Source organism: Phytomonospora sp. NPDC050363 (assembly GCF_040655735.1).
GTDB lineage: Bacteria > Actinomycetota > Actinomycetes > Mycobacteriales > Micromonosporaceae > Phytomonospora.
On the sequence record NZ_JBFAKK010000006.1, the window covers coordinates 464,586 to 490,929 of the forward strand.

The 26,344-nt window shown below is 71.2% G+C and carries 25 protein-coding genes and 1 tRNA gene; 8 read left to right on the plus strand and 18 right to left on the minus strand.

Features of this window, described 5'->3' with window-relative positions; all coding sequences use genetic code 11:
• Nucleotides 1-111 precede the first annotated feature (111 nt).
• Together AB0I28_RS19410 and AB0I28_RS19415 are read right to left on the minus strand one after the other, a co-directional pair.
• Complete coding sequence (locus tag AB0I28_RS19410) at nt 112-546, minus strand: type II toxin-antitoxin system PemK/MazF family toxin (RefSeq protein WP_357495045.1); 435 nt, start codon at nt 544-546, stop codon at nt 112-114.
• An 88-nt stretch (nt 547-634) separates the two neighbouring features.
• Nucleotides 635-1,513 carry a LysR family transcriptional regulator gene (locus tag AB0I28_RS19415; RefSeq protein ID WP_357495047.1) on the minus strand — a complete coding sequence of 293 codons (879 nt, stop codon included), beginning with the start codon at nt 1,511-1,513 and terminating at the stop codon, nt 635-637.
• A gap of 108 nt (nt 1,514-1,621) precedes the next feature.
• On the opposite strand from AB0I28_RS19415, the gene AB0I28_RS19420 reads away from it, so the two are divergent.
• The 4 genes from AB0I28_RS19420 (at nt 1,622) to AB0I28_RS19435 (ending at nt 5,259) form a co-directional block, all read left to right on the plus strand.
• Nucleotides 1,622-2,527: an MBL fold metallo-hydrolase gene (locus AB0I28_RS19420; protein WP_357495049.1), complete on the plus strand. Its 906-nt coding sequence runs from the start codon at nt 1,622-1,624 to the stop codon at nt 2,525-2,527.
• A gap of 180 nt (nt 2,528-2,707) precedes the next feature.
• Nucleotides 2,708-3,166: a pentapeptide repeat-containing protein gene (locus AB0I28_RS19425; protein ID WP_357495051.1), complete on the plus strand. Its 459-nt coding sequence runs from the start codon at nt 2,708-2,710 to the stop codon at nt 3,164-3,166.
• A gap of 211 nt (nt 3,167-3,377) precedes the next feature.
• A complete protein-coding gene (trpS, locus tag AB0I28_RS19430; protein ID WP_357495053.1) occupies nt 3,378-4,415 on the plus strand; it encodes a tryptophan--tRNA ligase in 1,038 nt (345 codons plus the stop codon).
• 91 nt (nt 4,416-4,506) lie between these two features.
• Entirely contained in the window at nt 4,507-5,259 is a 753-nt protein-coding gene (locus tag AB0I28_RS19435) for a sporulation protein (RefSeq protein WP_357495055.1), read from the plus strand.
• Between the two features lie 34 nt (nt 5,260-5,293).
• Here AB0I28_RS19435 and AB0I28_RS19440 read toward each other — a convergent pair whose 3' ends face one another.
• Together AB0I28_RS19440 and AB0I28_RS19445 are read right to left on the minus strand one after the other, a co-directional pair.
• The gene (locus AB0I28_RS19440; protein WP_357495057.1) at nt 5,294-5,881 is read right to left on the minus strand and encodes a TetR family transcriptional regulator; all 588 of its coding nucleotides are present in this window, start codon (nt 5,879-5,881) and stop codon (nt 5,294-5,296) included.
• A 68-nt stretch (nt 5,882-5,949) separates the two neighbouring features.
• Complete coding sequence (locus tag AB0I28_RS19445; RefSeq protein ID WP_357495059.1) at nt 5,950-8,388, minus strand: glycoside hydrolase family 3 C-terminal domain-containing protein; 2,439 nt, start codon at nt 8,386-8,388, stop codon at nt 5,950-5,952.
• Between the two features lie 225 nt (nt 8,389-8,613).
• Between AB0I28_RS19445 and AB0I28_RS19450 the strand changes: the two genes are divergently transcribed.
• Nucleotides 8,614-9,192: a TetR/AcrR family transcriptional regulator gene (locus AB0I28_RS19450; protein ID WP_357495061.1), complete on the plus strand. Its 579-nt coding sequence runs from the start codon at nt 8,614-8,616 to the stop codon at nt 9,190-9,192.
• A 63-nt stretch (nt 9,193-9,255) separates the two neighbouring features.
• Here AB0I28_RS19450 and AB0I28_RS19455 read toward each other — a convergent pair.
• From AB0I28_RS19455 to cmk, 3 genes are all read right to left on the minus strand, one after another.
• Nucleotides 9,256-9,329: transfer RNA gene (locus tag AB0I28_RS19455), tRNA-Pro, on the minus strand.
• Nucleotides 9,330-9,547: 218 nt separating this feature from the next.
• Nucleotides 9,548-10,969, minus strand: coding sequence for a ribosome biogenesis GTPase Der (der, locus tag AB0I28_RS19460; RefSeq protein WP_357495063.1), 1,422 nt, complete (start codon nt 10,967-10,969; stop codon nt 9,548-9,550).
• Nucleotides 10,962-11,642, minus strand: coding sequence for a (d)CMP kinase (cmk, locus tag AB0I28_RS19465; RefSeq protein WP_357495065.1), 681 nt, complete (start codon nt 11,640-11,642; stop codon nt 10,962-10,964). Before cmk ends, der begins: the two co-directional genes overlap by 8 nt.
• Before the next feature lie 132 nt (nt 11,643-11,774).
• Here cmk and AB0I28_RS19470 point away from each other — a divergent pair, with 132 nt between their 5' ends.
• Nucleotides 11,775-12,305, plus strand: a complete 531-nt coding sequence (locus AB0I28_RS19470) for a methylated-DNA--[protein]-cysteine S-methyltransferase (RefSeq protein ID WP_357495067.1) — start codon at nt 11,775-11,777, stop codon at nt 12,303-12,305.
• A 4-nt stretch (nt 12,306-12,309) separates the two neighbouring features.
• Here the strand turns inward: AB0I28_RS19470 and AB0I28_RS19475 are convergent, their stop codons facing one another.
• The 7 genes from AB0I28_RS19475 to ald form a co-directional block, all read right to left on the minus strand.
• Nucleotides 12,310-13,038 carry a pseudouridine synthase gene (locus AB0I28_RS19475; protein ID WP_357495069.1) on the minus strand — a complete coding sequence of 243 codons (729 nt, stop codon included), beginning with the start codon at nt 13,036-13,038 and terminating at the stop codon, nt 12,310-12,312.
• Complete coding sequence (scpB, locus tag AB0I28_RS19480) at nt 13,031-13,912, minus strand: SMC-Scp complex subunit ScpB (protein WP_357495147.1); 882 nt, start codon at nt 13,910-13,912, stop codon at nt 13,031-13,033. Before scpB ends, AB0I28_RS19475 begins: the two co-directional genes overlap by 8 nt.
• Nucleotides 13,902-14,708 (minus strand): segregation/condensation protein A, encoded by an 807-nt coding sequence (locus AB0I28_RS19485; RefSeq protein WP_357495149.1) that lies wholly within the window; start codon nt 14,706-14,708, stop codon nt 13,902-13,904. The genes scpB and AB0I28_RS19485 overlap by 11 nt, the downstream gene beginning before the upstream one ends.
• Before the next feature lie 203 nt (nt 14,709-14,911).
• Complete coding sequence (locus AB0I28_RS19490) at nt 14,912-15,553, minus strand: hypothetical protein (protein ID WP_357495071.1); 642 nt, start codon at nt 15,551-15,553, stop codon at nt 14,912-14,914.
• A 4-nt stretch (nt 15,554-15,557) separates the two neighbouring features.
• Nucleotides 15,558-16,484 (minus strand): AAA family ATPase, encoded by a 927-nt coding sequence (locus tag AB0I28_RS19495; RefSeq protein WP_184788740.1) that lies wholly within the window; start codon nt 16,482-16,484, stop codon nt 15,558-15,560.
• Between the two features lie 147 nt (nt 16,485-16,631).
• Nucleotides 16,632-17,552, minus strand: coding sequence for a site-specific tyrosine recombinase XerD (locus AB0I28_RS19500; protein ID WP_357495074.1), 921 nt, complete (start codon nt 17,550-17,552; stop codon nt 16,632-16,634).
• Nucleotides 17,549-18,664: an alanine dehydrogenase gene (gene ald / locus AB0I28_RS19505; RefSeq protein WP_357495076.1), complete on the minus strand. Its 1,116-nt coding sequence runs from the start codon at nt 18,662-18,664 to the stop codon at nt 17,549-17,551. The genes AB0I28_RS19500 and ald overlap by 4 nt, the downstream gene beginning before the upstream one ends.
• Before the next feature lie 159 nt (nt 18,665-18,823).
• Here ald and AB0I28_RS19510 point away from each other — a divergent pair, with 159 nt between their 5' ends.
• Both AB0I28_RS19510 and AB0I28_RS19515 read left to right on the plus strand, forming a co-directional pair.
• Complete coding sequence (locus tag AB0I28_RS19510; RefSeq protein ID WP_357495078.1) at nt 18,824-19,432, plus strand: NINE protein; 609 nt, start codon at nt 18,824-18,826, stop codon at nt 19,430-19,432.
• 58 nt (nt 19,433-19,490) lie between these two features.
• Nucleotides 19,491-20,009 (plus strand): NINE protein, encoded by a 519-nt coding sequence (locus AB0I28_RS19515; protein WP_357495080.1) that lies wholly within the window; start codon nt 19,491-19,493, stop codon nt 20,007-20,009.
• 354 nt (nt 20,010-20,363) lie between these two features.
• Here the strand turns inward: AB0I28_RS19515 and AB0I28_RS19520 are convergent, their stop codons facing one another.
• The 4 genes from AB0I28_RS19520 to AB0I28_RS19535 form a co-directional block, all read right to left on the minus strand.
• Nucleotides 20,364-20,918, minus strand: coding sequence for an NUDIX hydrolase (locus AB0I28_RS19520; RefSeq protein ID WP_357495082.1), 555 nt, complete (start codon nt 20,916-20,918; stop codon nt 20,364-20,366).
• The gene (locus AB0I28_RS19525) at nt 20,915-22,636 is read right to left on the minus strand and encodes a CTP synthase (RefSeq protein ID WP_357495084.1); all 1,722 of its coding nucleotides are present in this window, start codon (nt 22,634-22,636) and stop codon (nt 20,915-20,917) included. The genes AB0I28_RS19520 and AB0I28_RS19525 overlap by 4 nt, the downstream gene beginning before the upstream one ends.
• 209 nt (nt 22,637-22,845) lie before the next feature.
• A complete protein-coding gene (locus AB0I28_RS19530) occupies nt 22,846-25,170 on the minus strand; it encodes a hypothetical protein (RefSeq protein ID WP_357495086.1) in 2,325 nt (774 codons plus the stop codon).
• Nucleotides 25,171-25,210: 40 nt separating this feature from the next.
• Nucleotides 25,211-26,332, minus strand: coding sequence for a glycosyltransferase family 4 protein (locus AB0I28_RS19535; protein WP_357495088.1), 1,122 nt, complete (start codon nt 26,330-26,332; stop codon nt 25,211-25,213).
• Nucleotides 26,333-26,344: the final 12 nt, after the last annotated feature.

Here is a 26,344-nt window from a genome sequence, read left to right on the forward strand (position 1 = left end):
CGCGACGTCGGCGCACCGGCCCCGCCTGGCGGTGAACGCCGCCCCGGCCGACTGACCGGCATGGAGAAGCCGCCCGGCGCAGACCCCGCCGGGCGGCTCGTCACGTCGGTGTCAGCGGGGCCGTACGGCGTTCCAGCCGTGCAGGCGGATCAGCTCGGCCGCGACCCGCACGAACCGCTCCGGGTCGAGCACCGAGCCCTCCCTGCGGATGTCGTCCTCGTCGAGCGCGAAGACGCGGTCCAGCCGCAGGTAGGAGTCGCGGGCCTCACGGTCCCAGGTTCCGGTGCCCAGTGCGAGCCAGTCCGGGTGGTCGTCGTGACCCCGGCTGGACAGCATCATCGCCAGGAGCCTGCGGCCGTAGCGGCCGACGACCAGCAGCGGCCGGTCCTTGCCCTGGCTCGGGTCCTCCTCGAAGGGCACCCACGACCACACGACCTCGCCCGGGTCGGCGAGGCCGTCCAAGTCGGGTGAGTACTCGATGGTCGCGGCCCGCTCGGGGGTGTAGATCTCGCGGACCCTGCGGTCCATGTCAGCGTCGCCCAGCATCCCGGCAGACTAACCAACCGGGATCACACGACGAGCGCGGCGGTCCGGCACGGGAGCGTCCACATTGCACGCCCCCTCCCGGGTGCCGCTACCCGCCGACGTCCTCGCGGCGGTGGAGCGCCACCGCGATCCGCACGAACGCCTCGACCAGCGAGCTGCGGTCGGCGCTCCTCCAGGCGATGACCAGGTCGCTGGCGGGCAGGTCGGTCAGGCGGACCGCCGTGAGCCCGTCGGGAAGGGCGTGCCCGAGCGGCGCGAGACCCACCGTGCCGTTCCACAGCACCGACCTCAGGCACTCGCCGGCCGTCCGCACGACCGGACCTCCCCGGCGTCTCACGTCGTCGGGCGCGCCCGTCCAGTAGGCGCGCCACACCGGGTCGGTGCCCTCCGGGAACCGGAACCAGCGCCGGTCGGCCAGTTCGGCGAAGCCGAGGGACTCGCACCCTGCGAGCGGGTCGTCGGAGCGCAGGATCACGCCGACGGGGTCGGAGCGCAGAACGCGGGTGGAGATGCCTGTGGTGGTGAACGGCGCCCTGGTCAGGGCCACGTCGACCAGTCCGGCGGCGAGTCCGGCGGTCGGGTCGGTGAAGTCGGTCTCGCGGATGCGGACGGCGACTCCCGGATGCCGCCGGCGGTAGGCCTCGGCGAGGTGGACCCCGGTCTGCTCGACGCTGTCGGCAAGGCTGCCGACGGTGATGGTCGCGCTCCCCGCCGCCGCGGCGACCCGGGCGCGGGCCAGTTCGACCCGCTCGGCGATCTCGCGCGCCTCCTCGTAGAGCGCCGTTCCAGCGGCGGTCGGGGTGACACCGGCGGGCGAGCGTTCGAGCAGGACGACGCCCAGCTCGTTCTCCAGCGCCTTGATCGCGCGGCTGAGCGGCGGCTGGGTCATGTGCAGGCGCTCGGCGGCCCGGCCGAAGTGAAGCTCTTCGACGACCGCCGCGAAGTATCGCAGCGTACGCAACTCCATGAGCGGCCACGATACCCGCTCGGTATCGGCACGGCGGGAGCGGACTTGGACACGGCCGGGGTTCGAGGGCTGGACTGGACGGGACAGTCCACGAACGAAGGAACCGCCATGTCCGAGCCCGTGATCCCCGACCCCGAGGTACGCGTCGAAGGCGCCGTGGAGCTCGCGCGCGACCTGCTGGTGATCCCCGACCGGCGGCTTCCGCTGGTGCCCAACATCGGGATCATCGGCGGCCGCGACGCGGTCCTGGTCGTCGAGACCGGAATGGGGCCCGGCAACGCGCGCGAGGTGCTGGACTTCGCCGCCGAGCACGCGAGGGGCCGCCGGCTCTACCTGACCACCACGCACTTCCACCCCGAGCACGCTTTCGGGGCGCACGTCTTCGCCGGTGCGGCGACCTACCTCGTCAACCGTGACCAGGCCGCGGATCTGCGCGACAAGGGCCGCGGCTACCTCGACATGTTCCGAGGGCTCGGGGAGTCGGTGGCGAGGCGGCTGGACGATGTGGAGTTGACCGAGCCCGACCTCGTCTACGACACCGAGTACGACCTGGACCTCGGCGGCAGGGTGGTCCGGTTGCGCGCGACGGGCCGCGCGCACAGCAGGGGCGACCAAGTGGTCGAGGTACCCGACTCCGGCGTGCTGTTCACCGGGGACCTCGTGGAGGCCGCCGGGTTCTCGATCTTCCCGTGGTTCCCGCCGCACGACACCGACGTGTCGGGCACGCGCTGGCTGGCGGTCGCCGAACGCCTCGTCGCACAGGGGCCGCGTGTGGTGGTGCCGGGCCACGGTGAGATCGGCGGGACCGGGCTGCTGACCGACGTCGCCGACTACCTGCGCCTGCTTCGCGACGAGACGTGGCGCCGGCGCGACTCGGCGATGGACGAGGCGACGATCACCGAGGAGGTCACCGCGCTGATGATCGCGCGGCATCCGGAGTGGGAGGGCCGCGACTGGATCGGCAAGGGCGTCGGCTGCCTGTGCGCCGAGCACGGCACGGACGTACAGGGCTGACCGCCCACCGACTCAGTCCACAAGCGAGTTCCGTGCTCTTCGAGAGGCAACCTCTATATCGGCACATTTCAGTCGGATAGCGGACAAAATGTATCCCTTTCGTCTCCCGGTCCCTAGATTGACCTTGGGCCGGCGGCTGTCCGGCTCTTGAGGGGTGAGCTCAGAATGTTGCGTCCCGGGATGCTGTCGTCCACCGCGATGCTGGCCGCTACGGCCTTCGTCGCCACTGTTCCGGCCTTCGCGCCGTGGACACACGAGCCGCCGGCGGTGGCGCGGCACCAGTCCACCCTCGCTCCGGCGGAGGAGTGCCTGCTGCCCGAGATCGCCGATCAGCGGGGCGCCGACCTTCGCGGCTGCGACTTCACCGGCCTGAGCCTGTCCAAATGGGACTTCCGCTCCACGGACGCCAGCTGGTCGGCCTTCGTCGGCACCGACCTGTTCGACACGACCTTCGCCGGCGCGAAGCTCTACGGGGCGGACTTCCGCTACGCCGATCTGACCGCCGCGGACCTGCGGGACGCCGATCTGCGCAACGCCGACCTGCGTGGCGCGATCCTCGACGGCGTCATGTGCGGCGGCGCCGTGATCGAGGGGGCGGCCCTGCCGGAGCAGTGGCCCTGCACCGACGTCCCGGGCTGAGCCCGCCACCACAGGGCCCCGCGACGGCGCCGGCGATGCGTTAGGCTTCCACCATGCATCTGCGCGCGAATCTCGCCTGGTGGCCGTCCTAGGACGGCCGCGAAGATGCGCTACCCACCGACTGGGCCGTCCGTTGTGACGGCCCTGACGTGTGTCTCCGCGAGGCGGACCGGGCCCGGCACGGCGGCGGCCCTCCGCTCAAGGAGAAACCATGACCACCGTCACTCCCCCTCGCGACCTCGAACTGTCCGCGCGCGTGCTCTCGGCACCGGGTGACTTCCGGGTGCTGACCGGGGACCGGCCGACCGGCGAACTGCACGTCGGCCACCTCTTCGGCACGCTGCTCAACCGGGTCCTGCTCCAGGATCTCGGCGTGGAGATGTTCGTGCTGGTCGCCGACTACCAGGTCCTCACCGACCGCGACATCGACGGCCGTCTCGGCGGCATCGTCGACGGGATCGTCCTCGACTACCTCGCCACGGGCCTCGACCCCGAACGGACGACGATCTTCGCGCACTCGGCCGTACCCGCCCTCAACCAGCTGGTCCTGCCGTTCCTGAGCCTGGTGTCGACCGCCGAGCTGAGCCGCAACCCCACCGTCAAGGACGAGATCGCCAACTCGGGCCGATCGATGGTCAGCGGCCTGATGTTCACCTATCCCGTGCATCAGGCCGCCGACCTGCTCTTCTGCAAGTCGAACCTGGTGCCCGTCGGCGATGACCAGCTCCCGCACATCGAGGTGACGCGCACGATCGCGCGGCGCTTCAACGACCGCTACCGGCCGATGTTCCCGCTGCCCGAGGCGATGCTGTCGCACGCTCCCCGGCTGCTGGGCACCGACGGCGGCAAGATGGGCAAGAGCCGCGGCAACGCCATCGCGCTGCGGGCGAGCGCCGACGAGACCGCGCGAATGATCAAGGGCGCCAAAACCGACGCCGAGCGGCACATCACCTTCGAGCCGGAACGGCGGCCGGAGGTGTCGAACCTGGTGCTGCTGGCGGCCTTGTGCGCCGGACGGGATCCGCACGAGGTCGCCGCCGAGATCGGGGACGGCGGCGCGGCCGCGCTGAAGGCGGCGGTGACCGAGGCGGTCAACGAGCGCCTGCGCCCGATGCGGGAGCGGCGGGCCGTGCTCGCCGCCGAGCCCGGGCTGTCGTCCCGGGTGCTGCGGGCCGGCAACGAGCGGGCGAACGCGATCGCGGAGTCCACTTTGGCCGAAGTGCACGAGGCGATGGGAACCGGGTACTGACACCCGTCTGGGCTAGGGTCTGTCTGTCGGTCGGCGGGCAGGCCCTGGCGCGGCCGGCCACCCCCGGTACGCGATGAGAGGAACACCCCTGATGGTGCTGCGCAGGTTGTTGGCCGCTTTCGGTGCGGGCGTGGAGGTCGACACACTGCTGTCGGGCTCGGTCCGTCCAGGTGGGACGCTCAGCGGGGAGGTGCGGTTCTCCAGCGGCAAGTCCGACCACCGGGTCACCGCGATCAACCTGGAGTTCGTCGCCGAGGTCGAGGTGGAACGCGAGGGGCAGACGCACAAGTCGCGCTACGAGTTCTTCGAGGCGAAGGTCGCCGGCGAGGTGCTGCTCGCGGCGGGTTCGACGCACTCGGTCCCCTTCGCGCTGCCGGTGCCGTGGGAGACACCCCTGTCGACGCTGGGCGGGCATCAGCTCTACGGGATCCGCCTCGGCGTGTCGACCGAGCTGGAGCTGGCCGGTGCACTCGACAAGGGCGACCTCGATCCGTTGCACGTCGAGCCGCTGCCGGTGCACGAGGCGGTGCTGAACGCGCTCGGCCGGCTGGGTTTCACCTTCTCCAAGGCCGATCTGGAGTCGGGCACCATCCCGGGTTCGCAGATGCCCTTCTACCAGGAGATCGAGTACTGGCCCGGCGGCCAGTTCCGCAACTCCTTCAAGGAACTGGAGCTGACCTTCGTCACCGGTCCGTCCACGGTGGACGTGATCCTGGAGGCCGACCGGCGCGGCGGCTTCCTGTCGGCGGGCCGCGACGCGCTCAACCGCTTCACGCTCCCGCACTCCGAGAGCGGCGACCTGACCGCGCTGATCAACGAGAAGCTGGGCCGGCTGTCGGCCTAGGCCCCACGGGCGCGGGGTGATCTGCCGCACACGCCTAGGGCTCCTCGGCGGTGAGGTAGCGCTGGACGGTCGGGCCCATCCAGGCGACGAACTCCTCGGGTTCGAGCGCCGCGACCGGCGGAAGGCGCAGCACGTAGCGACACAGCACGATCCCGAGGAGCTGGGTGACGACGAGCCCGGCGCGCTTCTCGGCGCGCGCGGTGTCCTCGCCGAAGAGCCGTCCAAGTCCGGCGAGGACCTGTTCGGCCCAGATCTCGCGCATGCGCGCGGCGGCGGCCTCCTCGCTGGAGACCGCGGTGCGCAGCAGCGCGACGAGAGTGCGGTCGCTCTCCCACAGACCGAGAAGGTGCCGCACGATCGACTCGCCGAGCTCGTCGCGCGGGATCGCGGTGAAGTCCGGCAGTCGCAGGTCGTAGCTGGCGGCGAGGGCGAACAGCTTCTCCTTGCTGCCGAAGTAGCGCATGACCATCGCCGGGTCGATGTGGGCGTCGGCGGCGATGGCACGGATGGTGGCGCCCTCGTAGCCCTCGGCGATGAACCTCTCCCGGGCCGCGTCGAGGATGGCCGCTTTCGTGGAGTCCGAGCGGCGCCGTCGCGTGGGGGTCTGGTCGGTCGAGGTCATGACCGCATCCTACGTCAACAGCCGTTGACCCGGGGTCGCCCGAGCGGGCGACCCCGGAAGGGGCGGGTCTACACCTCGACGACCGCCGAGAGGCGCAGGTCGGCGACCGAACGCCCGGCGTGCACGACATAGGAGCCGCCGACCGTCCGCCACTCCCCCGCGCCCTCGTCCCAGATGCGCGCCGAGCGCGCCGGGATCTCGACCACGGCCTCCGTCTCACCGCCCGCGGGGGCGGTCACCGACGCGAAACCCGCGAGCCACCGCGCCGGACGCTCGGCGTCGGCCTCCGCGGGCTCCAGGTACACCTGCACGACCTCGCGACCGTCGCGGTCACCGGTGTTGGACACCCGCACGCGCACCGTGGCGAGCACCTCGGGGTCGTCCGACTCCTCGGCGGCGATGTCGCCGTACTCCCAGTCGGTGTAGCCCAGCCCGTGCCCGAACCAGAACGCCGGCGCCACGCCGCCGCGCTCCCAGGCGCGGTAGCCGATGAACACGCCCTCGTCGTAGACGAGCCGCCCGCCGGCCGGCTCGACCTGGGACACCGGGGCGTCGGCCAGCCGTGCCGGCCAGGTCGTCGGCAGCCGCCCGCCGGGCTCGGCGGCACCGGTCAGCACATCGGCGAGGGCCCCGGCGAACTCCTGGCCGCCGAACCAGGTCAGCAGGACCGCCGAGACGTCGTCGGCCCACGGCATCTCCACCGGCGCCCCGGCGGTGACGACCACGACGGTGCGCTCGTTGGCGGCGGCGACCCGCGCCACGAGGTCGTCCTGGCGCCCGGGCAGCGCGAGGCTCTCGCGGTCGAAGCCCTCGCTTTCGACCGTCTCGGTGGTGTTGACGAACACGACGGCGACGTCGGCGGATCCGGCGGCCTCCGCGGCGCGCTCGATGCCCTCGTCCTCGCCCGGTTGCGGGGCGGTGTGCCCGAGGGTGAAGAAGACCAGTTTCAGGGGCCCGGAGACCTGCTCGGGCGCGATCGTCGCGGTCAGGGAGAGCCTCGCCGCCTCCCCGGCGTTCAACGGCACGGTGAGGCGCGTGCTGGGCGGGTCGATGAAGGCCGCGACCGGGTCGGGGCTGGTGGGAAGCAGGGCACCCTCGAAGAGGGTCCGCTCGTCCAGGGTCAGGCGGTAGTAGCCGATGCCGGCCACCGTGAAGTGGTGATCGCCCGACACCGCGGGCGTGAACGCGCCCGTCAGCTCCACCGACGACAGCCGCAGCGAGTCGACTCCCGTGGGCAGCTCGCCCATCCAGCCGACGCGGCTTTCGACGAGGACGTCCTCGGACAGGATCGTGCCCTGGGCGTCGCGCGCGATCGACCGGAACTCACCGGATACCGGCGGGATCTGCGTTCGCGCATCGGTGCCGACCTCGTAGGAGACCTTCACTCCCGGCAGCGCCTCGCGCAGCGCGTCGAGCGGGGAGGCGATGTGGGGAACGAACACCTGCGCGCTCCCGCCGCCCATCACCCGCGGTTCGGTCGCCGCCATGCCGATCACCGCGATGCTGGCGACGTCTGCGAGCGGGAGCAGCCCGCCCACGTTCCTGGCCAGGACGAAGGAGCGCGCCGCCACGTCCCGCGCGTGCGCGGCCCCGTCGACCTCGGCCGGGAACTCGACGACCGCGGCGGGCACGTCCTCCAGGGCACCGACGCGCGCGGCCAGCCGCAGGACCCTCCGCACCAGTTCGTCGACGACGGCCTCCTCGACGCGTCCGTCGCGCACCGCGGCGGCCAAGTGCTCGCCGTAGACCGTCACCGGGCCCGGCATCGCCACGTCGGTGCCGCCCAGGGCCGAGCCGACCGTGTCGCGGGAGGCCGTCCAGTCCGAGACCACGAACCCGTCGAAGCCCCACTCCTCGCGCAGCACGCCGTTCTGGAGGGCGGAGTGCTCGGTCATCGTCGTGCCGTTCACCGAGTTGTAGGCCGACATCACGCCCCAGGCGCCCGCCTCGCGCACCGCGGTCTCGAAGGGCGCCAGGTACAGCTCGCGCAGCGCGCGTTCACCGACGACGGCGTCGAGCGTCATCCGGTCGGTCTCGGAGTCGTTGGCCACGAAGTGCTTCACGGTCGTGGCGACCCCGCCGGACTGGACGCCGCGCACGAAGGCGGCGGCCATCGCCCCGGTGAGCAGCGGGTCCTCCGAGTAGCCCTCGAAGTGGCGTCCGCCCAGCGGTGAGCGGTGCAGGTTCACCGTCGGCGCGAGCAGCACGTGGACGCCCTTGCGGCGGGCCTCCTGCGCGAGCAGACGGCCGCTCTTCTCGGCGAGTTCGGGATCCCAGCTCGCTGCCTGGGCCGTCGGACTGGGCAGGGCGATGGCGGCGTCGCCGGTCCAGGAGCGGCCCCGCACCCCGATCGGCCCGTCCGACATCACGATCGGCGCGAGTCCGACCTCGGCCACGCCCGGCAGCGACCACATGTCCTGCCCTGCCAGCAGCCTGGTCTTGGTGTCGAGGTCGAGTGCGGCGAGGGCCCGCTCTACGGCGGCTTCGGCGTCTTCGGTGTGCGGCATGGTCGGCGAACCCCTTTTGGTGTGAGCGGCGGTGCCGCGCCGCCGTTCCGGCGGCGGGGAGCGCCGGCGAAGCTCGGCGCGAAATGGTCGTGGTCCTTCGAAGCATCCCACGACCTACCGAGTGCTCGGTAGGTATTCGGAGGGGCGGACCCCGGCCGACCGACTCAGGATCCGACCATAACGGGCAGCACTCACCGACCGGCCGGGAACACATAGGCTCGGCCCATGACGCAGGCACGCACCGCACGTCGCACCGCCCGGCCCGAGGAACGCCGCCAGGAGATCCTCGAAGCCGCACTCGCCCTGTTCGCCGAACGCGGCTACCGCGGTGCCAGCCTCGCCACCATCGCGGAAAGGGTCGGGCTCACCCAGCAGGGCCTCTTGCATTACTTCCCCAGCAAGGACCGGCTCCTCGCCGAGGTGCTGCGGCTGCGCGACGAACGCGACATGGCCGCCCTCGGTTCTGCCAACCCTGACCTCGACGCACTGGCGCGCATCGTCGAACTCAACGAGAAGCGCCGCGGAATGGTGCAGTCCTACACGGTCCTGTCGGCCGACAGCGTGACCGAAGGCCACCCCGCGCGGGAGTTCTTCACCGAGCGGTACGAACGCCTGCGAGGCGAGCTCACCGCGGTCGTGCGGGCCGAACTCGGCGAGGATCTGCGCGCGGGTCTCACGCCGGAGACGGCGGCGGCGCTGCTGATCGCCGTGATGGACGGAATGCAGCTCCAGTGGCTGCTGTCCGACGAGCGCGTCGAGATGGCCGGCGCCTTCCGGGGGATGCTCGCACTGCTGCGCGGGTGACGGCGGCGGACCCGGGACACAAAAAAGCTCGAAACGGAACTTTCCCGTTTCGAGCCGTTTCTGTCGGGATGGCGGGATTCGAACCCACGACCCCCTGACCCCCAGTCAGGTACGCTACCAAGCTGCGCCACATCCCGAAGCCGCCCGCACCTTGTGAGCACTGGCAGCGATGAGAAGCTTAACGCAAGCCCCCCGGGCGCCCGCAAGCAGGTAACCGTGCTCGGCGAATCCCCGGCCCACCTGCGAACTCTCACCTTCGCGTCCTCAATGGACGTTCCCGGCCCGCCGTGTCGTGCCGTTGACGCGAAAGCGCCCGGCGGGGTCTCCCCCACCGGGCGCCGACACGAAAACGCGCCTACTTCTTCGCGCTCTTGCCACCCGGCTTGCCGCGCTTCTCGCGCGCCTTCACCGAGATCGAGATCGGGCTGCCGGTGAAGCCGAAGTCCTCGCGCAGCCGGCGCTCGACGTAACGCACGTACTGCGGGTCGAGGCGGCCCGAGGTGAACAGGATGAACCTGGGCGGGCGGATGTCGACCTGGGTCGCGAACAGGATCCTCGGCGCCTTGCCGCCCCGGATGGGGTGCGGGTGAGCGGCGATGAGGGCGGCGAGCCACTGGTTGAGCTCACCGGTGGTCACCCGCTGCTCCCAGCCGTCCAGCGCGACCCGGATCTCCCTGGCGAGCTTCTGGACGGCGCGGCCGGTCAGCGCGGAGATGTTGACCCGCGGCGCCCAGGTGATGCGGCGCAGCTCGCGGTCGATCTCGCGGTCGAGGTAGTAACGGCGGTCCTCGTCGACCAGGTCCCACTTGTTGAAGACGATGACCAGCGCCCGGCCCGCCTCGACGACCTGCGTCAGGACCCGCTGGTCCTGCTCGCTGATCGGCTCGGAGGAGTCGAGGAGCACCACGGCGACCTCGGCGGCCTCGATGGCCGACTGGGTGCGCAGGCTGGCGTAGTACTCGGTGCCGCTGGCCTGCCCGACCCGACGCCGCAGCCCGGCGGTGTCGACGAGGTGGAAGGTCTCCCCGTCGATCTCGACGAGGCTGTCGACCGGGTCGACGGTGGTGCCGGCGACGGAGTCCACGACGGCCCGCTGATCCTTGGAGAGCTGGTTGAGCAGGCTCGACTTGCCGACGTTGGGACGGCCCACCAGCGCGACGCGGCGCGGGCCGCCCGGCTTCGGGTCGCGATCCTCGGGCATCTCCGGGAGAAGCTTGAGGATCTCGTCGAGCAGGTCGCCCGAGCCTCGGCCGTGCAGGGCCGAGACCGGGAAGGGCTCGCCAAGACCGAGGGACCACAGCGCGGCGGCCTCGGGCTCGACGCGCTGGTCGTCGACCTTGTTGGCGATCAGCAGGACGGGCTTGCCGCCCCGCTGGAGGACGCGCGCGGCGGCCTCGTCGGTGTCGGTGGCGCCCACGACCGCGTCGACGACGAGCAGGATCACGTCGGCGGTGCGCATCGCGATCTCCGCCTGCGTCGCGATCGCGGCGGCGCGGCCCTTGGCGTCGGGCTCCCAGCCGCCGGTGTCGACGAGCGTGAAGCGGCGGCCCGCCCACTGCGCGTCGTAGGCGACACGGTCGCGGGTGACGCCCGGAACGTCCTCGACGACCGCCTGGCGGCGCCCGAGGATGCGGTTCACGAGGGTCGACTTGCCGACGTTCGGACGGCCGACGACGGCGACGACCGGTACCGGGCCTTCGTCGAGTTCGGCCTTGGCGGCCTCGACGTCGGCGGTGAACTCTTCGGCGAGCGCGGCCCAGATGGCCTCGTCAGTCACTTGCTTCCCCGTTGCTGTTGTCGAGCAGTTCGCGCATGCGGTCGACGACCTCTTCGATACCGAGTCCGGTGGTGTCGAGGATGACGGCGCCGGGCGCGGCCTCGTGTGGCTTGGTGGTCTTGGCGTCGGCCGCGTCGCGTCGTGCGAGGTCGGCGGCGGTCGCGGTGATGTCGCTGTTGTCCTCGGCGCTGCGACGGCGCGCGCGTTCGCGCTCGTCGGCGGTGAGGTAGATCTTCAGGTCGGCGTCGGGCGCGACGACCTCGCCGATGTCGCGGCCTTCGACGACGATCCCGCCCGCGGCCTCGGCGATGATGCGGCGCTGTTCGGCGATGAGGTGCGCGCGGACGGCGGGGATGCCGGCGACCGCGGAAACGGCCTTGGTGACTTCGGGGCCGCGGATCTCGGCGTCGACGGGGGCGCCGTCGAGGCGGGAGTAGGGGTCGGCGGGGGTCGTACCGAAGTCGAGCTTGGCGTGGTGGACGGCCGTGGTGACCGCCTCGGCGTCGGTGAGGTCGACTCCCGAGCGCAGCGCGGCGAGGGTCGCCGCGCGGTACATGGCGCCGGTGTCGAGGTAGGCGGCGCCGAGCGCGGTCGCGAGCCGTTTGGACACGGTCGACTTCCCGGTGCCCGAGGGTCCGTCCACCGCGACTACGCGTGCCTGCTGGCTGTTCACTTTCGCCTCCTGATCACCGGTCTGGGCCGCACCAATCATGCCTTGTCACCCGAAGTGAGCTCCAGCACGGGCGGGGTTTCCACGCGGGGCCGCCGGCCGTGACACGTCACAGGCGTGAATTACTCTCAGGCCGTGGGCGACGACACAGGCAACGGTACGCACTGGACGACCCTTCCCGGACCCAACGGTCCCGTGGGAGTGGTGGTCTCCCCCACCGGCCTCGTACGCCTGTCGCTCGACCCTGCCGCCGACGACGTGCCCGCCGGCGCCGTCCAGGTCGAAGACGCCCGCCTCGACATGGTCGCCGAGCAGCTCGCCGCCTACTTGGCCGGAGAACTGCGCCGCTTCACCGTTCCGCTGGACTGGTCGCTGAGCAGCGGCTTTCAGCGGAAGGTGCTCCAGACCCTCTTCGAGACCGTCGAGTACGGCCAGACGGTCAGCTACGGAGAACTCGCCGCGCGCGCCGGCCGGCCGAACGCCGCCCGCGTGGTCGGGGCCGTCATGGGCGGCAACCCCATCCCGATCGTCGTGCCCTGCCACCGCGTCGTCGACAGCGGCGGCGGGCTCGGCGGGTTCTCCGGCAGCCGCCGCGGCCCCTCGATGGAGACCAAGCGACGGCTGCTCACGATCGAGGGCCGGCTCGCACCGACCCTCTTCGACTGACGGTCTAGAGGCCGACGGCCTTGTAGAGGGCACCGAGCTCGCCCTTGTTGAGGTTGCGCACGGTCCCGGGCTTGAGGTTGCCCAGCGCGACCGTCCCGATCTTGGTGCGCACGAGCCGGTACACCGGGTGCCCCACCTGGTCGAGGAGGCGGCGCACGATGTGCTTGCGGCCCTCGTGGACGACGATCTCGACCAGCGAACGGCCCTCGTACTCGTCGATGATCTTGAAGTCGTCGACCGTGACCGGGCCGTCGTCGAGAGTGACGCCCTTGGCGAGCTTCTTGCCCAGGAACGGCGAGACGGGCCCGCGGACCTCGCAACGGTAGGTCTTGGCCACCTCGTACGAAGGGTGCATCAGCCGGTGGGCGAGATCCCCGTCGTTGGTCAACAGCAACAGGCCCTCGGAGTCGGTGTCGAGACGGCCCACGTGGAAGATGCGCTCCGGCACCGCGGTCACGTAGTTCGCCAGGCTCGGCCGGCCCTGCTCGTCCGACATCGACGAGATGACCCCGCGCGGCTTGTTGAACGCCAGGTGCACGGTGCGCACGTCGGTGATGATGCGCTCGCCGTCGACGTGGATCACGGCGATGTCGGGGTCGACGCGGCTGCCGAGGATGGCGGTCTTGCCGTCGACGGTCACCCGGCCGGCCGCGATGAGCTCCTCACTCGCGCGACGGGATCCGACACCGGCGGAGGCCAGGACTTTCTGCAGGCGCTGCTCGTTCTCACGCATCGACGCCGCCCTCGGTGAGGTCGTCGAGGTCGTCGGGCAGGAACGGCGCGAGGGGCGGCAGCTCGTTGATCGAGTTGATGCCCAGTTTCTCCAGGAACAGCACCGTCGTACGGTACAGGTGCGCTCCGCTGTCGGGTTCGGCGCCGCACTCCTCGACGAGTCCGCGCGACAGCAGCGTCCGGATGACGCCGTCGCAGTTGACGCCCCGGATGCCCGAGATGCGGGCCCTGGTCACCGGCTGCTTGTAGGCGACGACCGCGAGGGTCTCCAGCGCGGCCTTGGTGAGCCTCGCCTGCTGCCCGTCGAGGACGAAACGCTCGACGTAGGCGGCGTAGTCGTCACGGGTGTAGAAGCGCCACCCGCCCGCCTGGCGGCGCAGGTCGAAGCCCCGGGCCTGCTCGGTGTACTCCGCGGCGAGCCGCTCCAGCGTCGCGGTGATCTCGGCGGCATCGCGGTCGAGGATCTGGGCGAGCATGATCTCGCCGACCGGCTCGTCGACGATCATCAGGATCGCCTCCAGCGTGCCGGGCAGGTCGTCGACGGCCGGCAGCGGATCGGGGTCGGCGACGGCGACGGCGACCGCCTCGGGCGCCGAAGCGCCCGGCGCGGGCGCGCCGAACTCCGCGAGGTCGGAACTGTCGGCCGGCGCCTCCGGCTCGGTGTCGGGCGGGGTGTCCGGCGGTGCCTGGACGGTCAGCGCGGCGAGGAAGTCCGACTCGGGCTCCTCCGCCTCGGCGACGGCCTCGGCCTCCGGGGCGCCCGTCTCGGCGTCCTGCTCGGCCGTGGCGGTGCCTCCCGTCGGCGGACGCTGCCAGGGCGGCGTCCACTCGGCGACCGCGTCCGCGAGGGACCCCCGCACCTCGTCACTCACTATCAGGTTCCTCCGTCGTCTCTACTTCTTCGTCGGCCTTCACCGGCGCCCCCAGGTACTCGTCGACCTCGATGGCGCGTGCCTCGGCCTCGGCGATCCACCGTACGTTGAGCTCGCCGAGGGCTTCGACCTGCTCGAAGCCGACCATGTTCTCGCGGTACAGCTCCAGCAGGGCAAGGAATCTGGCGACGACCTCCAAGGTCGAGTCGCAGTCGGCGCACAAGGCGCGAAAGCTCGCGGTGCCGAGTCCGCGCAACCGCTCCTGCAGAATCGCGGCGTGCTCGGCCACACTGACGCGGACCATGTGCACATGGGCGGTCGAGACCTCGGGGATCGGTTTGGGCCGCATGGCGTCGCCGGCCAGCTTCGCCAGGCGATCGGGCCCGATGCCGAGGACGAGTTCGGGCAGGGCGGCCGCGAAGCGCGCCTCCAGCGACACCGCGCGCGGCCAGCGGCGGGCGGCCCCCTGTTCGAGGCCGTGGATGTGCGCGGCGGCCTCCTTGAAGGCCTTGTACTGCAGGAGCCGGGCGAACAGGAGGTCGCGGGCCTCCAGCAGGGCCAGGTCCTCGGCGTCCTCGACCTCGGCGCTGGGCAGCAGCCGGGCGGCCTTGAGGTCGAGCAGGGTCGCGGCGATGACGAGGAACTCACTGGTCTCGTCGAGGTCCCAGTCGTCGCCCATGGCCCGGATGTAGGCGATGAACTCGTCGGTGACCTTGTGCAGCGCGACCTCGGTCACATCGAGCTTGTGCTTGCCGATGAGCTGGAGCAGCAGGTCGAAAGGCCCCTCGAAGTTGGCCAGCCGGACCTGGAATCCGGTGTGCTGCGCGGCTTCGGGCGTCTCGGCGGCGACTTCGGGCGTCTCGGCGACGGCGTCGGGCACGGCGGCGGTGTCCTCGTCCACCGCCGCGGCAGCGTCCCCGCTCTGCTCGTTCGCCGTGATCACCCCGAAAGCCTAAACGGCGTCGCGCCCCGATGCGGCGACACCTCGGTTCAAGTATCGACTCAGGTCAGCGATTCCACGACCGGGGTGAGCACCAGGTCGAGCACCCGGTGCAGCGGCGGGACACCGCCGATCGGCAGCACCAGCGCCGTGAGCAGGATCAGCGCGCCCACCCGGCGGTTCGAGAGCACCTCGCCGACGGTGCCGCCGCGCTCCCCCCACAGCAGCGTCCAGCCGTCGGTCGGCGGAAGCGGGACCAGCGCGACGACGGCGAAGCAGAGGAGTCCGACACCGGCGGTGAACAGCAGCTGCTCCGGTGCCGGGCCCGGCACACCGCGCAGTACGTCGGAGGGACGGTAGACCGCGCCGGTGATGCTCGCCGGATAAACCCAGCCGTAGACGGCCAGCACCGCGACGCCGGCGGTGAGGGTCGCGGCGGGACCGGTGAGCGCGGTCCAGACCGCGCGCTTGCGGGGCAGGCCCCCGACGGGTGGCGCCGCGCCCCAGCCGGTGCCGCCGAACACGGCGGCGAGCAGGCCGATCGGATCTATGTCGCGTCGCCAGTGGGGCAGTACGGTGACGGCCGTCGCACGCCCCAAGCCGTGGGCGACGAGCGCACCGGCGACGTGCCGGATGCCCAGGCCCAGTGCGAGGGCCGCGACCAGTCCGGCGAGGGCGGCCGGCTGGCCGAGCGCGTAGATCAAGTCCTCAGCGTCTCAGATCGTGCGCGGCGAGCACTTCCCTGGCGAGTTGCCGGTAGGCCCGGGCTCCACTGGAGGCCGGCGCCCAGGTGGTGATGGGCTCACCGGCGACGGTGGTCTCGGGGAAGCGGACGGTGCGGGTGATGACCGTCTGGTAGACCCGGTCGCCGAAGGCCTCGACCACGCGGGAGAGAACCTGGCGGCAGTGGGTGGTGCGGGAGTCGTACATGGTCGCGAGGATGCCCTCCAGTTCGAGATCGAAGTTGAGGCGCTCGCGGACCTTGTCCACAGTGTCCAGGAGGAGGGCGACACCGCGCAGGCTGAAGAACTCGCACTCAAGGGGCACGAGCACGCCGTGCGCGGCGGTCAGGGCGTTGACCGTGAGCAGGCCCAGGGACGGCTGGCAGTCGATGATGATGAAGTCGTACTCGCTCATCACCGGCCGCAGGACGCGGGTGAGGGTCTGTTCGCGGGCGACCTCGTTGACGAGCTGGATCTCGGCCGCCGACAGGTCGATGTTGGCGGGCAGGACGTGCAGACCGGCCACATTGGTCTTGATGACGACGTCTTCGATGTTGACGCCGTCTTGCATCAAGAGGTTGTAGATGGTCAGGTCGAGGGTGTGCGGGTTGACGCCGAAGCCCACGCACAGCGCGCCCTGGGGGTCGAAGTCGACCAGGAGGACCTTGCGGCCGTACTCGGCCAGTGCCGCGCCGAGGTTGATGGTCGAGGTGGTCTTCCCCACGCCGCCCTTCTGGTTGGCCATCGCGATGACGCGGGCCGGGCCGTGACGTTCGAGGGGTTGCGGCTGCGGGATGTCGCGCTTGCCCGTGTACGCCTCAGGGTCGGCGGGGCCGGCATCGCCGTCGGCTCCGTCTGGGGCGGGCGGCGTTTGTCGCAACGCGGCCCACTTGTCGTCTCTGTCGACGTTCATGTCACGCCCCTCCCGGTGAGGTCGGCGCCGCCACGGTCTTCGCGCGCAGAGGGCGGTGCGCCCGTGGTTGCGACTGTACGGCAGCGGGCATGCGGATGCGACATGAATCTGTTGCTGCTGCCCCATCGGCGTGTCGCGTTGACGTGATCATCGGCGGGCTCGTGGGTGGGAAGTCGCGTACACCTCTCGGAGTCTATCGACCGTTACAAGCGTGTAGACCTGAGTGGTCACAACCGATGTGTGACCGAGGAGTTCCTGCACCACACGGACGTCGGCCCCGCCGTCGAGGAGGTGGGTGGCGTAGGAGTGGCGCAGGGTGTGCGGCGAGATGTGCACGTCCAGGCCGGCGCGTTCGGCGATGTTCTGGATGATCGCCCACGCGCCCTGCCTCGACAGTGGACCTCCGCGTGAGTTGCGGAACACACCGGGACCGTTGGGATTCATGGCCGGGCGGCCGCGGACGAGGTAGGCCTCGACGGCCGCGACGGCGTAGTTGCCCAGCGGGACGGTTCGGGTCTTGCCGCCCTTGCCGTGCAGGGTGACCGCGCCGCCGGAGAGGTCGAGGTCGTCGATGGCGCAGGTGACGGCCTCGGTGATGCGCGATCCGGTGCCGTACAGGAACTCCAGCAGGGCGGTGTCGCGCAGGGGGATCGGGCCGTCACCGAAGCGGGCGGCGTCGAGGAGCTGCCCGACCTGCTCGACGCTGATCGCCTTCGGCAGCCGCGTCGGGAGGTTGGTGGGCGGCGCGTCGGCGAGCGGGTTGACCGAGGCGTGCCGCTCGGTGACGGCGAACTTGTGCATCCCCCGCAGTGAGCTGACCGCTCGCGCCACCGACGCCGCCGACAGTGGCTGATGCGGTCCATAACCCCGGGTCAGGTCGGCCCGATAGGCCTCGACGTGGTCGGGGGTGATGTCGTCGATGCCGGGCAGGTCGTGGGCGATCAGCCATTCGATGTAGCGGTCGAGGTCTCGCCGGTACGCGGCGAGGGTGTTGCCGGACCGTCCCTTCTCGACGGCCAGGTGGTCGAGGTACGTCGCGACCACCTGGCCGATCCGCTGTCCCGTCAAGCGAGAACCTCGTCGAGTTTGACGGCGTCGAGGCCGTGCGCGTCGGCGACCGGTCCGTAGGTCACGTGCCCGCCGTGGGTGTTGAGCCCGAGGGCGAGCGCGCGGTCGCGGCGCAGGGCCTCGCGCCAGCCGTGGTTGGCGAGCTCGAGGACGTACGGGAGGGTGACGTTGGTCAGCGCGTAGGTCGAGGTGTGCGGGACCGCGCCGGGCATGTTCGCCACGCAGTAGAAGATCGAGTCGTGGACCTTGTAGGTCGGCTCGGCGTGGGTGGTCGGGCGCGAGTCGGCGAAGCAGCCGCCCTGGTCGATGGAGATGTCGACGAGGACGCTGCCGGGCTTCATCCGCGAGACCAGCTCGTTGCTGATCAGGTTGGGGGCCTTGGCGCCGGGGACGAGGACGGCGCCGATGACCAGGTCGGCCTCCAGGACGGCCCGCTCGATCTCGTAGGCGTTGGAGGCGATGGTCTGCAGGTGGCCCTGGTAGATGCGGTCGGCCTCGCGCAGCTTGTCGATGTTCTTGTCGAGGAGCTGGACCTCGGCCTGCATGCCCAGGGCGATGGCGGCGGCGTTCATGCCGGACACGCCGGCGCCGATGACGACGACGCGCGCCGCGTGGACGCCGGAGACGCCGCCCATGAGGACGCCGCGGCCGCCGCCGGAGCGCATCAGGTGGTAGGCGCCGGCCTGCGGCGCGAGTCGTCCGGCGACCTCGCTCATCGGGGCCAGGAGGGGCAGCGCGCCGTTGGCCGACTCGACGGTCTCATAGGCGATGCCGGTGACTCCGCGCTCGAGGAGGGCGTCGGTGCACTCCTTGGAGGCGGCGAGGTGGAGGTAGGTGAACAGCACCTGGTCCCTGCGCATCCGGTGGTACTCGGAGGCGATGGGCTCCTTCACCTTCAAGATCAGCTCGCCGGTCGCCCAGACCTCGTCGGCGGTGGCGAGGATGGTCGCGCCGGCCGCGAGGTAGTCGGCGTCGGGGATGGAGGAGCCGATCCCGGCTCCGGCCTGGACATAGACGTCGTGCCCGCCGCGGACCAGTTCGTGGACCCCCGCCGGGGTGATCGCCACCCGGTATTCGTGGTTTTTGACCTCGCTCGGGATACCGACCTTCATGCTTGCGACTCCTTCGTCGCGGGGCTGGCGCGTCGACGGCACCGTGCCGTCGATTGCTGAGGGCGCGCCCACCCGCATGCGGCAGTGTAAGTCTTGGGGTGAACCCGGTGGTCAGCTTGGTCGGCTCATGGGCCGGTGGGGGTCGGTTATCGTTCGTCGATGAGCTCTCCGTACCCGCCGCAGGGCGACCCGAACGGTCAGCAGCCGGGGCAGCCGGATCCTTACACCGGAAGCTATTCCTACGAACTGCCCGGCCAGCCCGCCCAGGGTCCCCCCGCGCCGCAGCCCAGCGGATACCCACAGCCGCAGCCCAGCGGCTACACAGACCCGTACAACAGCCAACAGGGCGATCCATACGCCCAGCCGCAGGCCGACCCGTACGCGCAGAAGCACGACCCTTACGCCCAGCCGTACCCGCCGGCCTACCAGCAGCCCGTCTACCAGCCGGTTCCCGTAGCGGTGCCGATGGCGGCCTACTCCTCCGGCGGCTACGTCGACCCGTTGACCGGCCGGCAGTACTCGGAGAAGTCGAAGACGACCGCGGGTCTGCTGCAGATCTTCCTCGGGGGCTTCGGCGTGGGGCGTTTCTACACCGGCCACATCGGCATCGCCATCGCGCAGCTCGCGGTCACCGTCACCCTCGGCTGCCTGGGCTTCTTCCTGGTCCTCCCGTGGTGCGGGATGGGTCTGTGGGGCCTCATCGACGGGATCGTGATCCTGTCGTCGAGCACCGCGACGGACTCCGAGGGACGTCTGTTGAGAAGCTGACCGCTCGGACGGCATTTCCGGTCGAAAGGGTGGGGCAACCGTGGGATATCGTGCGGGTATGACCTCTCCGTATCCGTCCCAGGGTGACCCGTACGGGCAGCAGCCGCAGTACGGGCAGCAGCCGCCTCCGGCCGCCGGCTCCTCGTACGAGCTGCCCGGCCAGCCGGTGTCGGGCTATCCCGCGTCGCAGCCGTCGGGTTACACCGACCCGTACGCGCAGCCCGCCGATCCGTACGCGCAGGGCTACCAGCAGCCTGTTTACCAGCCGCAGCCGATCTACCAGCCGGTTCCGGTCGCGGTTCCCATGCCGGGATACTCGACCGTCGGCGGCGGATACGGTGTCGACCCCGTGACCGGGCGTCCGCTTTCGGACAAGTCGAAGCTCACCGCCGGCCTGCTGCAGATCTTTCTCGGCGGCTTCGGTGTGGGGCGCTTCTACACCGGCCACATCGGCATCGCCGTCTGCCAGCTGCTGTTCGGCTGGGCGACCTGCTACATCTGGCCGCTCGTGGACGGCATCGTGCTGCTCGCTTCGAGCAACGCCACCGACGCCGAAGGGCGCCTGCTGCGCTCCTGACGCAGACCACCCGACCGGGTCCCGCTTCCCAAATACTGGGCGGTAGGACCCGGTTTTTCGTGGATTCAGTGAACTCGCGCGAAGTCGGCGCGAAAGGACATCCAGCTCAGAGCCCTTAGGGCAGCTCCGGGGACCGGAAGGGCAACACGGACCGTCATCGAGACCGTCACGGTCCGTCCGCGACCCGCCGCAAAAACCGGCGATCCGGCATACCGCCGAAGAATCTTGATGTGCCCAGCACTCACCGCACACGATTCCAGGCACCGAAACCGCCGCGTCCCTTCGGATCTTCGGACGGCGCTGCGAGGGCACGAAAAGGCGCGGCCGCTGTGCGGCCGCGCCCTCGGATGTCGTCTATTCGCGCAGCGCCGCAGCCGCCAGAACCCCGATCTGGCACGCCGCGTTGGAGATGCGCCCGTCGAGAACGCCGGCGACGGCCTCGTCGAGAGTCCACCAGCGCGTGGTCATCTCCGCCTCCTCATGGGTGCGGACATGGCGCTCGGCGTCGGGCACCTCGCGCAGCCCGCGCGCCAGGAACAACCGGATCCGCTCGTTGGAGCAGCCCGGGCTCACCAGCGCGTCGGTCAGGTGCCGGTAGGTCTCCGCCGTCAGGTCGGCCTCCTCGGCCAGCTCCCGCGCGGCCGTCTTGACCGGCTCCTCACCGTCGACGTCGAGCAACCCGGCGGGAAGCTCCCACAGGTACTCGCGCACCGGATGCCGGTACTGGCGGACCAGCAGCACCCGGTCGTCGTCGTCGAGGGCAACCACGCCGACCGCGCCGATGTGACGCATGTAGTCGCGCGCGGCGACCGCGCCGCCGGGCATCTCGACCTCGTCGGTCACGATGCGAAACAGCGGACCGGCGAAACGCTCCGTGCTCGAACGGACCCGGTATTCGTGTCCGCTCACGACACCGCCAGCTCGTCGTCGATGGAGGCGACGGGCAGGCGGTCCCCGGCGGCGTGCTTCATGGAGGCGCCGACGAAGGCGGTGAACAGCGGGTGCGGGCGCGTCGGACGCGACTTGAGCTCCGGGTGCGCCTGCGTGGCCACGAAGAACGGATGCAGGTCGCGCTCCAGCTCGACGAACTCCACCAGGCGACCGTCGGGCGAGGTGCCCGAGATGATGAAACCGGCCTTGGTCAACGGCTCGCGGTAGGCGTTGTTGACCTCGTAGCGGTGCCGGTGGCGCTCGCTGACGCTGGTCGACCCGTACGCCTCGGCGACCAGCGATCCCGGTTCGAGCTCGGCCGGGTAGGCGCCCAGGCGCATCGTGCCGCCCATGTCCCCCCGGCCGGCGACGATGTCGGCCTGATCGGGCATCGTGGCGATCACCGGATGCTCGCAGTTGTCGTCGAACTCGACCGAGTTCGCGCCGGCGAGCCCGCCGACGTGCCGGAGCACCTCGATCGTCATGCAGTGCAGGCCGAGGCACAGGCCGAGAGTCGGCAGCCCGTTGCGGCGGGTGTAGTCGATCGCGCCGATCTTGCCCTCCACACCGCGCGAACCGAAGCCGCCCGGGATGATCACGCCGTGCACGTCGGACAGCGCCTTGGCGGCGCCCTCGGGCGTACGGCAGGAGTCGGACTCGATCCAGCGGATCTCGACGTGCGCGCGGTGGGCGAACCCTGCCGCGCGGACCGCCTCGGCCACCGACAGGTACGCGTCGGGCAGGTCGACGTACTTGCCGACGATGCCGACGGTGATCCGCTCGTCGGGGTTGTGGACCCGGTCGAGCAGGTCGTCCCAGGCCGTCCAGTCGACGTCCTTGAACGGCAGGCTCAGCCGCCGCACGACGTAGACGTCGAGCCCTTCGCGGTGCAGCACCTTCGGGATGTCGTAGATGCTCGGCGCGTCGGCGGTCGAGATGACCGCCTCGGTCTCCACGTCGCAGTACAGGCCGATCTTGGCCTTGAGGTGCTCGGGGATCTCCCGGTCGCTGCGGCAGACGATCGCGTCGGGCTGGATGCCGATGTTGCGCAGCGCGGCCACCGAGTGCTGCGTCGGCTTGGTCTTGAGCTCACCGCTGGCGGCGAGGTAGGGCACGAGGGAGACGTGGAGGTAGAAGACGTTGTCGCGGCCCAGGTCGTGGCGCAGCTGGCGGATCGCCTCCAGGAACGGCAGCGACTCCATGTCGCCGACGGTTCCGCCGACCTCGGTGATCACCACGTCGGGGACCCGGCTCGCCGGGTCGTCGGGATCGGGCTCGGCCATGGCCTTGACCCGGTCCTTGATCTCGTTGGTGATGTGCGGAATGACCTGGACGGTGTCGCCGAGGTACTCGCCGCGTCGCTCCTTGGCGATGACCTTGGAGTAGACCTTGCCGGTGGTGACGTTCGCCCGGCCCGACAGCGCGCGGTCCAGGAACCGCTCGTAGTGGCCGACGTCGAGGTCGGTCTCGGCGCCGTCCTCGGTCACGAAGACCTCACCGTGCTGGAACGGGTTCATCGTGCCCGGGTCGACGTTGAGGTAAGGGTCGAGCTTCTGCATCACGACGCGCAGACCGCGCGCGGTGAGAAGATTTCCGAGGCTCGAGGCCGTCAGGCCCTTGCCGAGCGCGGAGGCGACGCCTCCGGTGACGAAGATGTGCTTCGTGGTTCGCGCCGAATTCCGTGCCGAGGTGGCCAATGCCGTCTCCCGTGGTAGCCGTCAGGCGTGGCTTGTCTCAGTTGTGTGGCAGCCACGCTATCCACGGGATTCCACAGTAACACCGCGCCGACCTGCGCCCTTGGCGGGTCGACCGGATCCACTGAGGGAAGCCCGCCAAGAGGGTGGTTGCGAACCGCCTGGGCGATATATGGTGATTCGCCGAACCGGAGTGGAGCCGAACGGGCGGCCTACTCCGGCACCGGTGCGGCCTTGCCCGCCTTCCCGCCGTCGACTTCCGGCGCCGGGTCCTCGGTGCTCTCGGCGGCCTGCGGAGTTCGGGCCGCGGCCGTCGCCGGGACCGATGTCGCACCCGGCCGCGAGGAGACCCCCGTGACCGTGACGATCCGCCGGCGACGCTTCTCGCCGCGCACCTGCGCACGCGCCAGCACCCGCAGGGCCACGATCACGGCCAACGGGACGGTGATCGCCGCAGCCGCCCCGGCGGCGTAGAGCCCGCTGCCGTCCAGCAGCCCGCCCAGCACCGCCGCGACCGTCGCCCCGACGAATCCCCCGCGCACCGCCGGATACAGCCCGAACGCCCGTTTCAGCCCGCCGGACGGGCGCAGCAGCACCAGCCCCACGAAGCCCGCCGCGCCCAGCACCAGCACCGTGAGCCAACTGGTCGCCACCGCGACGACGTCCGACTCGGCGATGTCGCGCAGGGTTCCGTTCGACGTGCCGGAACCGACGCCGGCGACGAAGCGCCCGAGCGGTCCCCGGTCGAGTTCGTCGCGCGTCAGATCGATCGCCGCGAAGGCGAGCATCACCCCGACACCGGCCAGTGTCGCCCAGGCCAGCCGCGCGAAGGTCAGCCACCCGCCGGTCGAGATCACCGCCGCCAGACACACACCGGCGGTCAGCCCGATCGCTCCGGCCGGGTCGGCGCCCAGTTGCGGACTTCCCACGATCAGGATCCCGATCGTGCCGAGGGCCGCGATCACCAGCGGCCGCCAACGGCGCGCGGTGTTCTGCGCGATGCACCCGGCGGAGGTCATCAGCCCGGCGGCGAACACGCCGAACCCGACCGAGCCCAGACCCGAGTAGCGCCCGCCCTCCAGCGCCGAGTAGCCCGCGACACCGTTGAGCTGCAACCCGCCACCGGTCAGCACGTCGACCGCGACCACGATCGCGCCCGCGCTCGACACCAGCGTCATCAGCCGCAACGGCGTCCGCCGGCGCGGGAGCAGCAGCGCACCGGCCGTCAGAGCCAGCGTGATCGCCACCGACACGACCATGAACACCAGGAAGGGGTTCCACGCCCGCCACCACGGCACCAGGTCACTGAGGATCGCCGCCGGCAGCGACAGCGCGCCGGCCACCGCACTGCCCACCAGCATCCGCATCGTCCAGGGCGAGGGCGGTCTGATCCCGACCGGCCCGTGGCCGCGGCGCATCCGGTGCAGCACCGGGGTCGCGGCGATGAACAGGATGAACAGGCCGACCGTCAAGATCATCAGATAGCGGCCGACCGTCGCGTGCTGCGCGGCCGCCTGGTGATCGGCGTCGGCGAGGTCCTCGATCGCCGCGGCCAGATCGTCCGGGCGTCCCTTCTCGACGTCGGCCGGGACGCCCTGGAAGGCCTGCGACTGCGAGCGCCCCAGCGCCTGCACCGCCGTCGGCGCGAGGTCGACCAGCTGGATGTAGCCGGTGCGGTTGGTGCTCGCCGAGCTCAGCCAGCCGTCGTCGAGGCCGGGGCCGTCGGCGATGGCGGCGTGCAGGCGCGGCGGAGCCTGCGTGTCGGCGATGCCGGCGACCATCAGCAGCGAGTTCTGCGGGCGCGCGGCGATGATCGCGGCGAGCTCGGTGTCCATGCGCGCGGCGACCGCCGCGCGGGACGGCGTCTCGGGCAGTGAGCCGAGGTCGACGACCGACAGCGCGCAGCTCGACAGGAGCTCGGCGGCCTCGGCGGGGTCCTCGGGAAGGTCCTCGGTGTATGTGTCGACGCGGCCGGTGGGACGCGCGGTGGCATAGGCGGCGCCGGGGCCGACGGCCACGGTGCAGCGCACCGACTCGGCGAGCGCGCCGACCTCGGCACCCTTGTTGCGGCTGCGGTTGCGGTTGACGGCGGCTTCCTGGCCGGGGATGTGGGCGCCGTCGCCGCCGGGGTCGGGCTCGATGCCCTCTTCGGCCAGTGGCGGGCACACACCGTCGACGGGTTCTTCGCCGCCGGCGGCGCGGGCTCCGGCCGAGAGGGTGTACCAGCCGTCGGTGGAGCAGGTGAGGCTGCTGGCGGAGCGGACCGACAGGGACGCGATGGAGCCCTGTTGCGCGAGACTCCACAGGTGCGGAGTGTTCTGCGGGGTCACGTCGTCCCAGCGCAGTCCGGTGACGCCGACGATCACGACGTACTCGACGTTGTTGCGCTCGGTGCCGCCGGACGGGCGGGGCAGGAGTTCGAGGCCGGCGACGAACATCATCGCGGCGACGGCGAACCACGCCAGGCTGCCGCGCCAGTGCAGATCCCACCAGTGGCGCAGGCGTTGTGCGGACCATCGTTTCGCCGGCGTCGACATCAGTGTCGCGGTCCTCCCCCGTGGCTGTCCTGGTGACCGATCACGCCCCGGTCAGCTCCCGGTAGACGGCACGGACCTGCGCCATGCCGTCTTCGACGGTCGGCAGGCCGGCGGCCTTGTCGATCCCGGCCTTCGAGAGGCGCTCACGGGCTTCGGGGTCGTCGAGGAGTTTGGCGATCGCCTCGGCGACGGCCTCGGGGTCGTCGGGGGGAACGAGGCTGGCGGCCTCGCCGACGACGGCGGGGACGCCGCCGACGCGGGTGGCGACCAGCGGGGTTCCCGAGCGCAGTGCCTCCTGGGCGAAGAGGGGGTAGCCCTCCCACTGGCTGGTGGAGGCGACGATGTCGGCCGCGGCGAGCAGGTCGGCGATGTCGGCGCGGTGGCCGAGGAACCGCACGGGCGCGCCGGTGCGTTCGACGCGTTCGGCGAGCTCGGCGCGCTGCGGGCCCTCGCCGGCGATCACGAACAGCGGCTTGGGGTCACGGTCGGCGAGCGCGGCGGCGGCGTCGATGAGGACGGCGTGGCCCTTCTGCGGGTGCAGGCGGCCGATGGCGAGGATGAGGGGACGCCGGCGGTCGGAGTCGCCGAGTTCGGCGCGGACGTCGTCGGCGGTGCGGGTGGTCTCGGGCAGGAACGGCGCGGGGATCGGCGCGAAGCGCACGTCCTGGCCGCCGAGCTTGAGGACGCGGGTGACGAGGTCGTCGGACACGCACAGGGAGAGGTCGGCGCCGCGGGCCACGAGGGTCTCGGCGGCACCGAGGATGCGGGCTTTGGGCCCCTCGGCCATGAGCACGTTGTGCCAGGTGACCACGAGGGGCACGCCGACCGGGCGGGAGGCGCGGGCGACGAGGCCGGCGCGCATGCCGTGGGCGTGCACGAGGTCGGCGGCGATGGAGCCGCCGGGGCCGCGCAGGGCCTTGCGAAGTCGGCGGGTGGCGCGGGCGTCGGCGACGGGGTCGAGGCCGGCCGAGATCTCCACGGGCACGAAGCGGGCGCCTTTGGCGGTGAAGCCGAACAGCTCCTCGGTGGCCGAGGGTCCGCACACGGTGACGCGCGCGTCGGCGGCGGCCAGGCCTTCGGCGATGGACGCCACGTGGGCGCCCACTCCCCCGGTGCTGGTGCCCAGCACCAGGAACACGCGCTTACCGTCGAATGTGTTCACGTTCATCTCCAC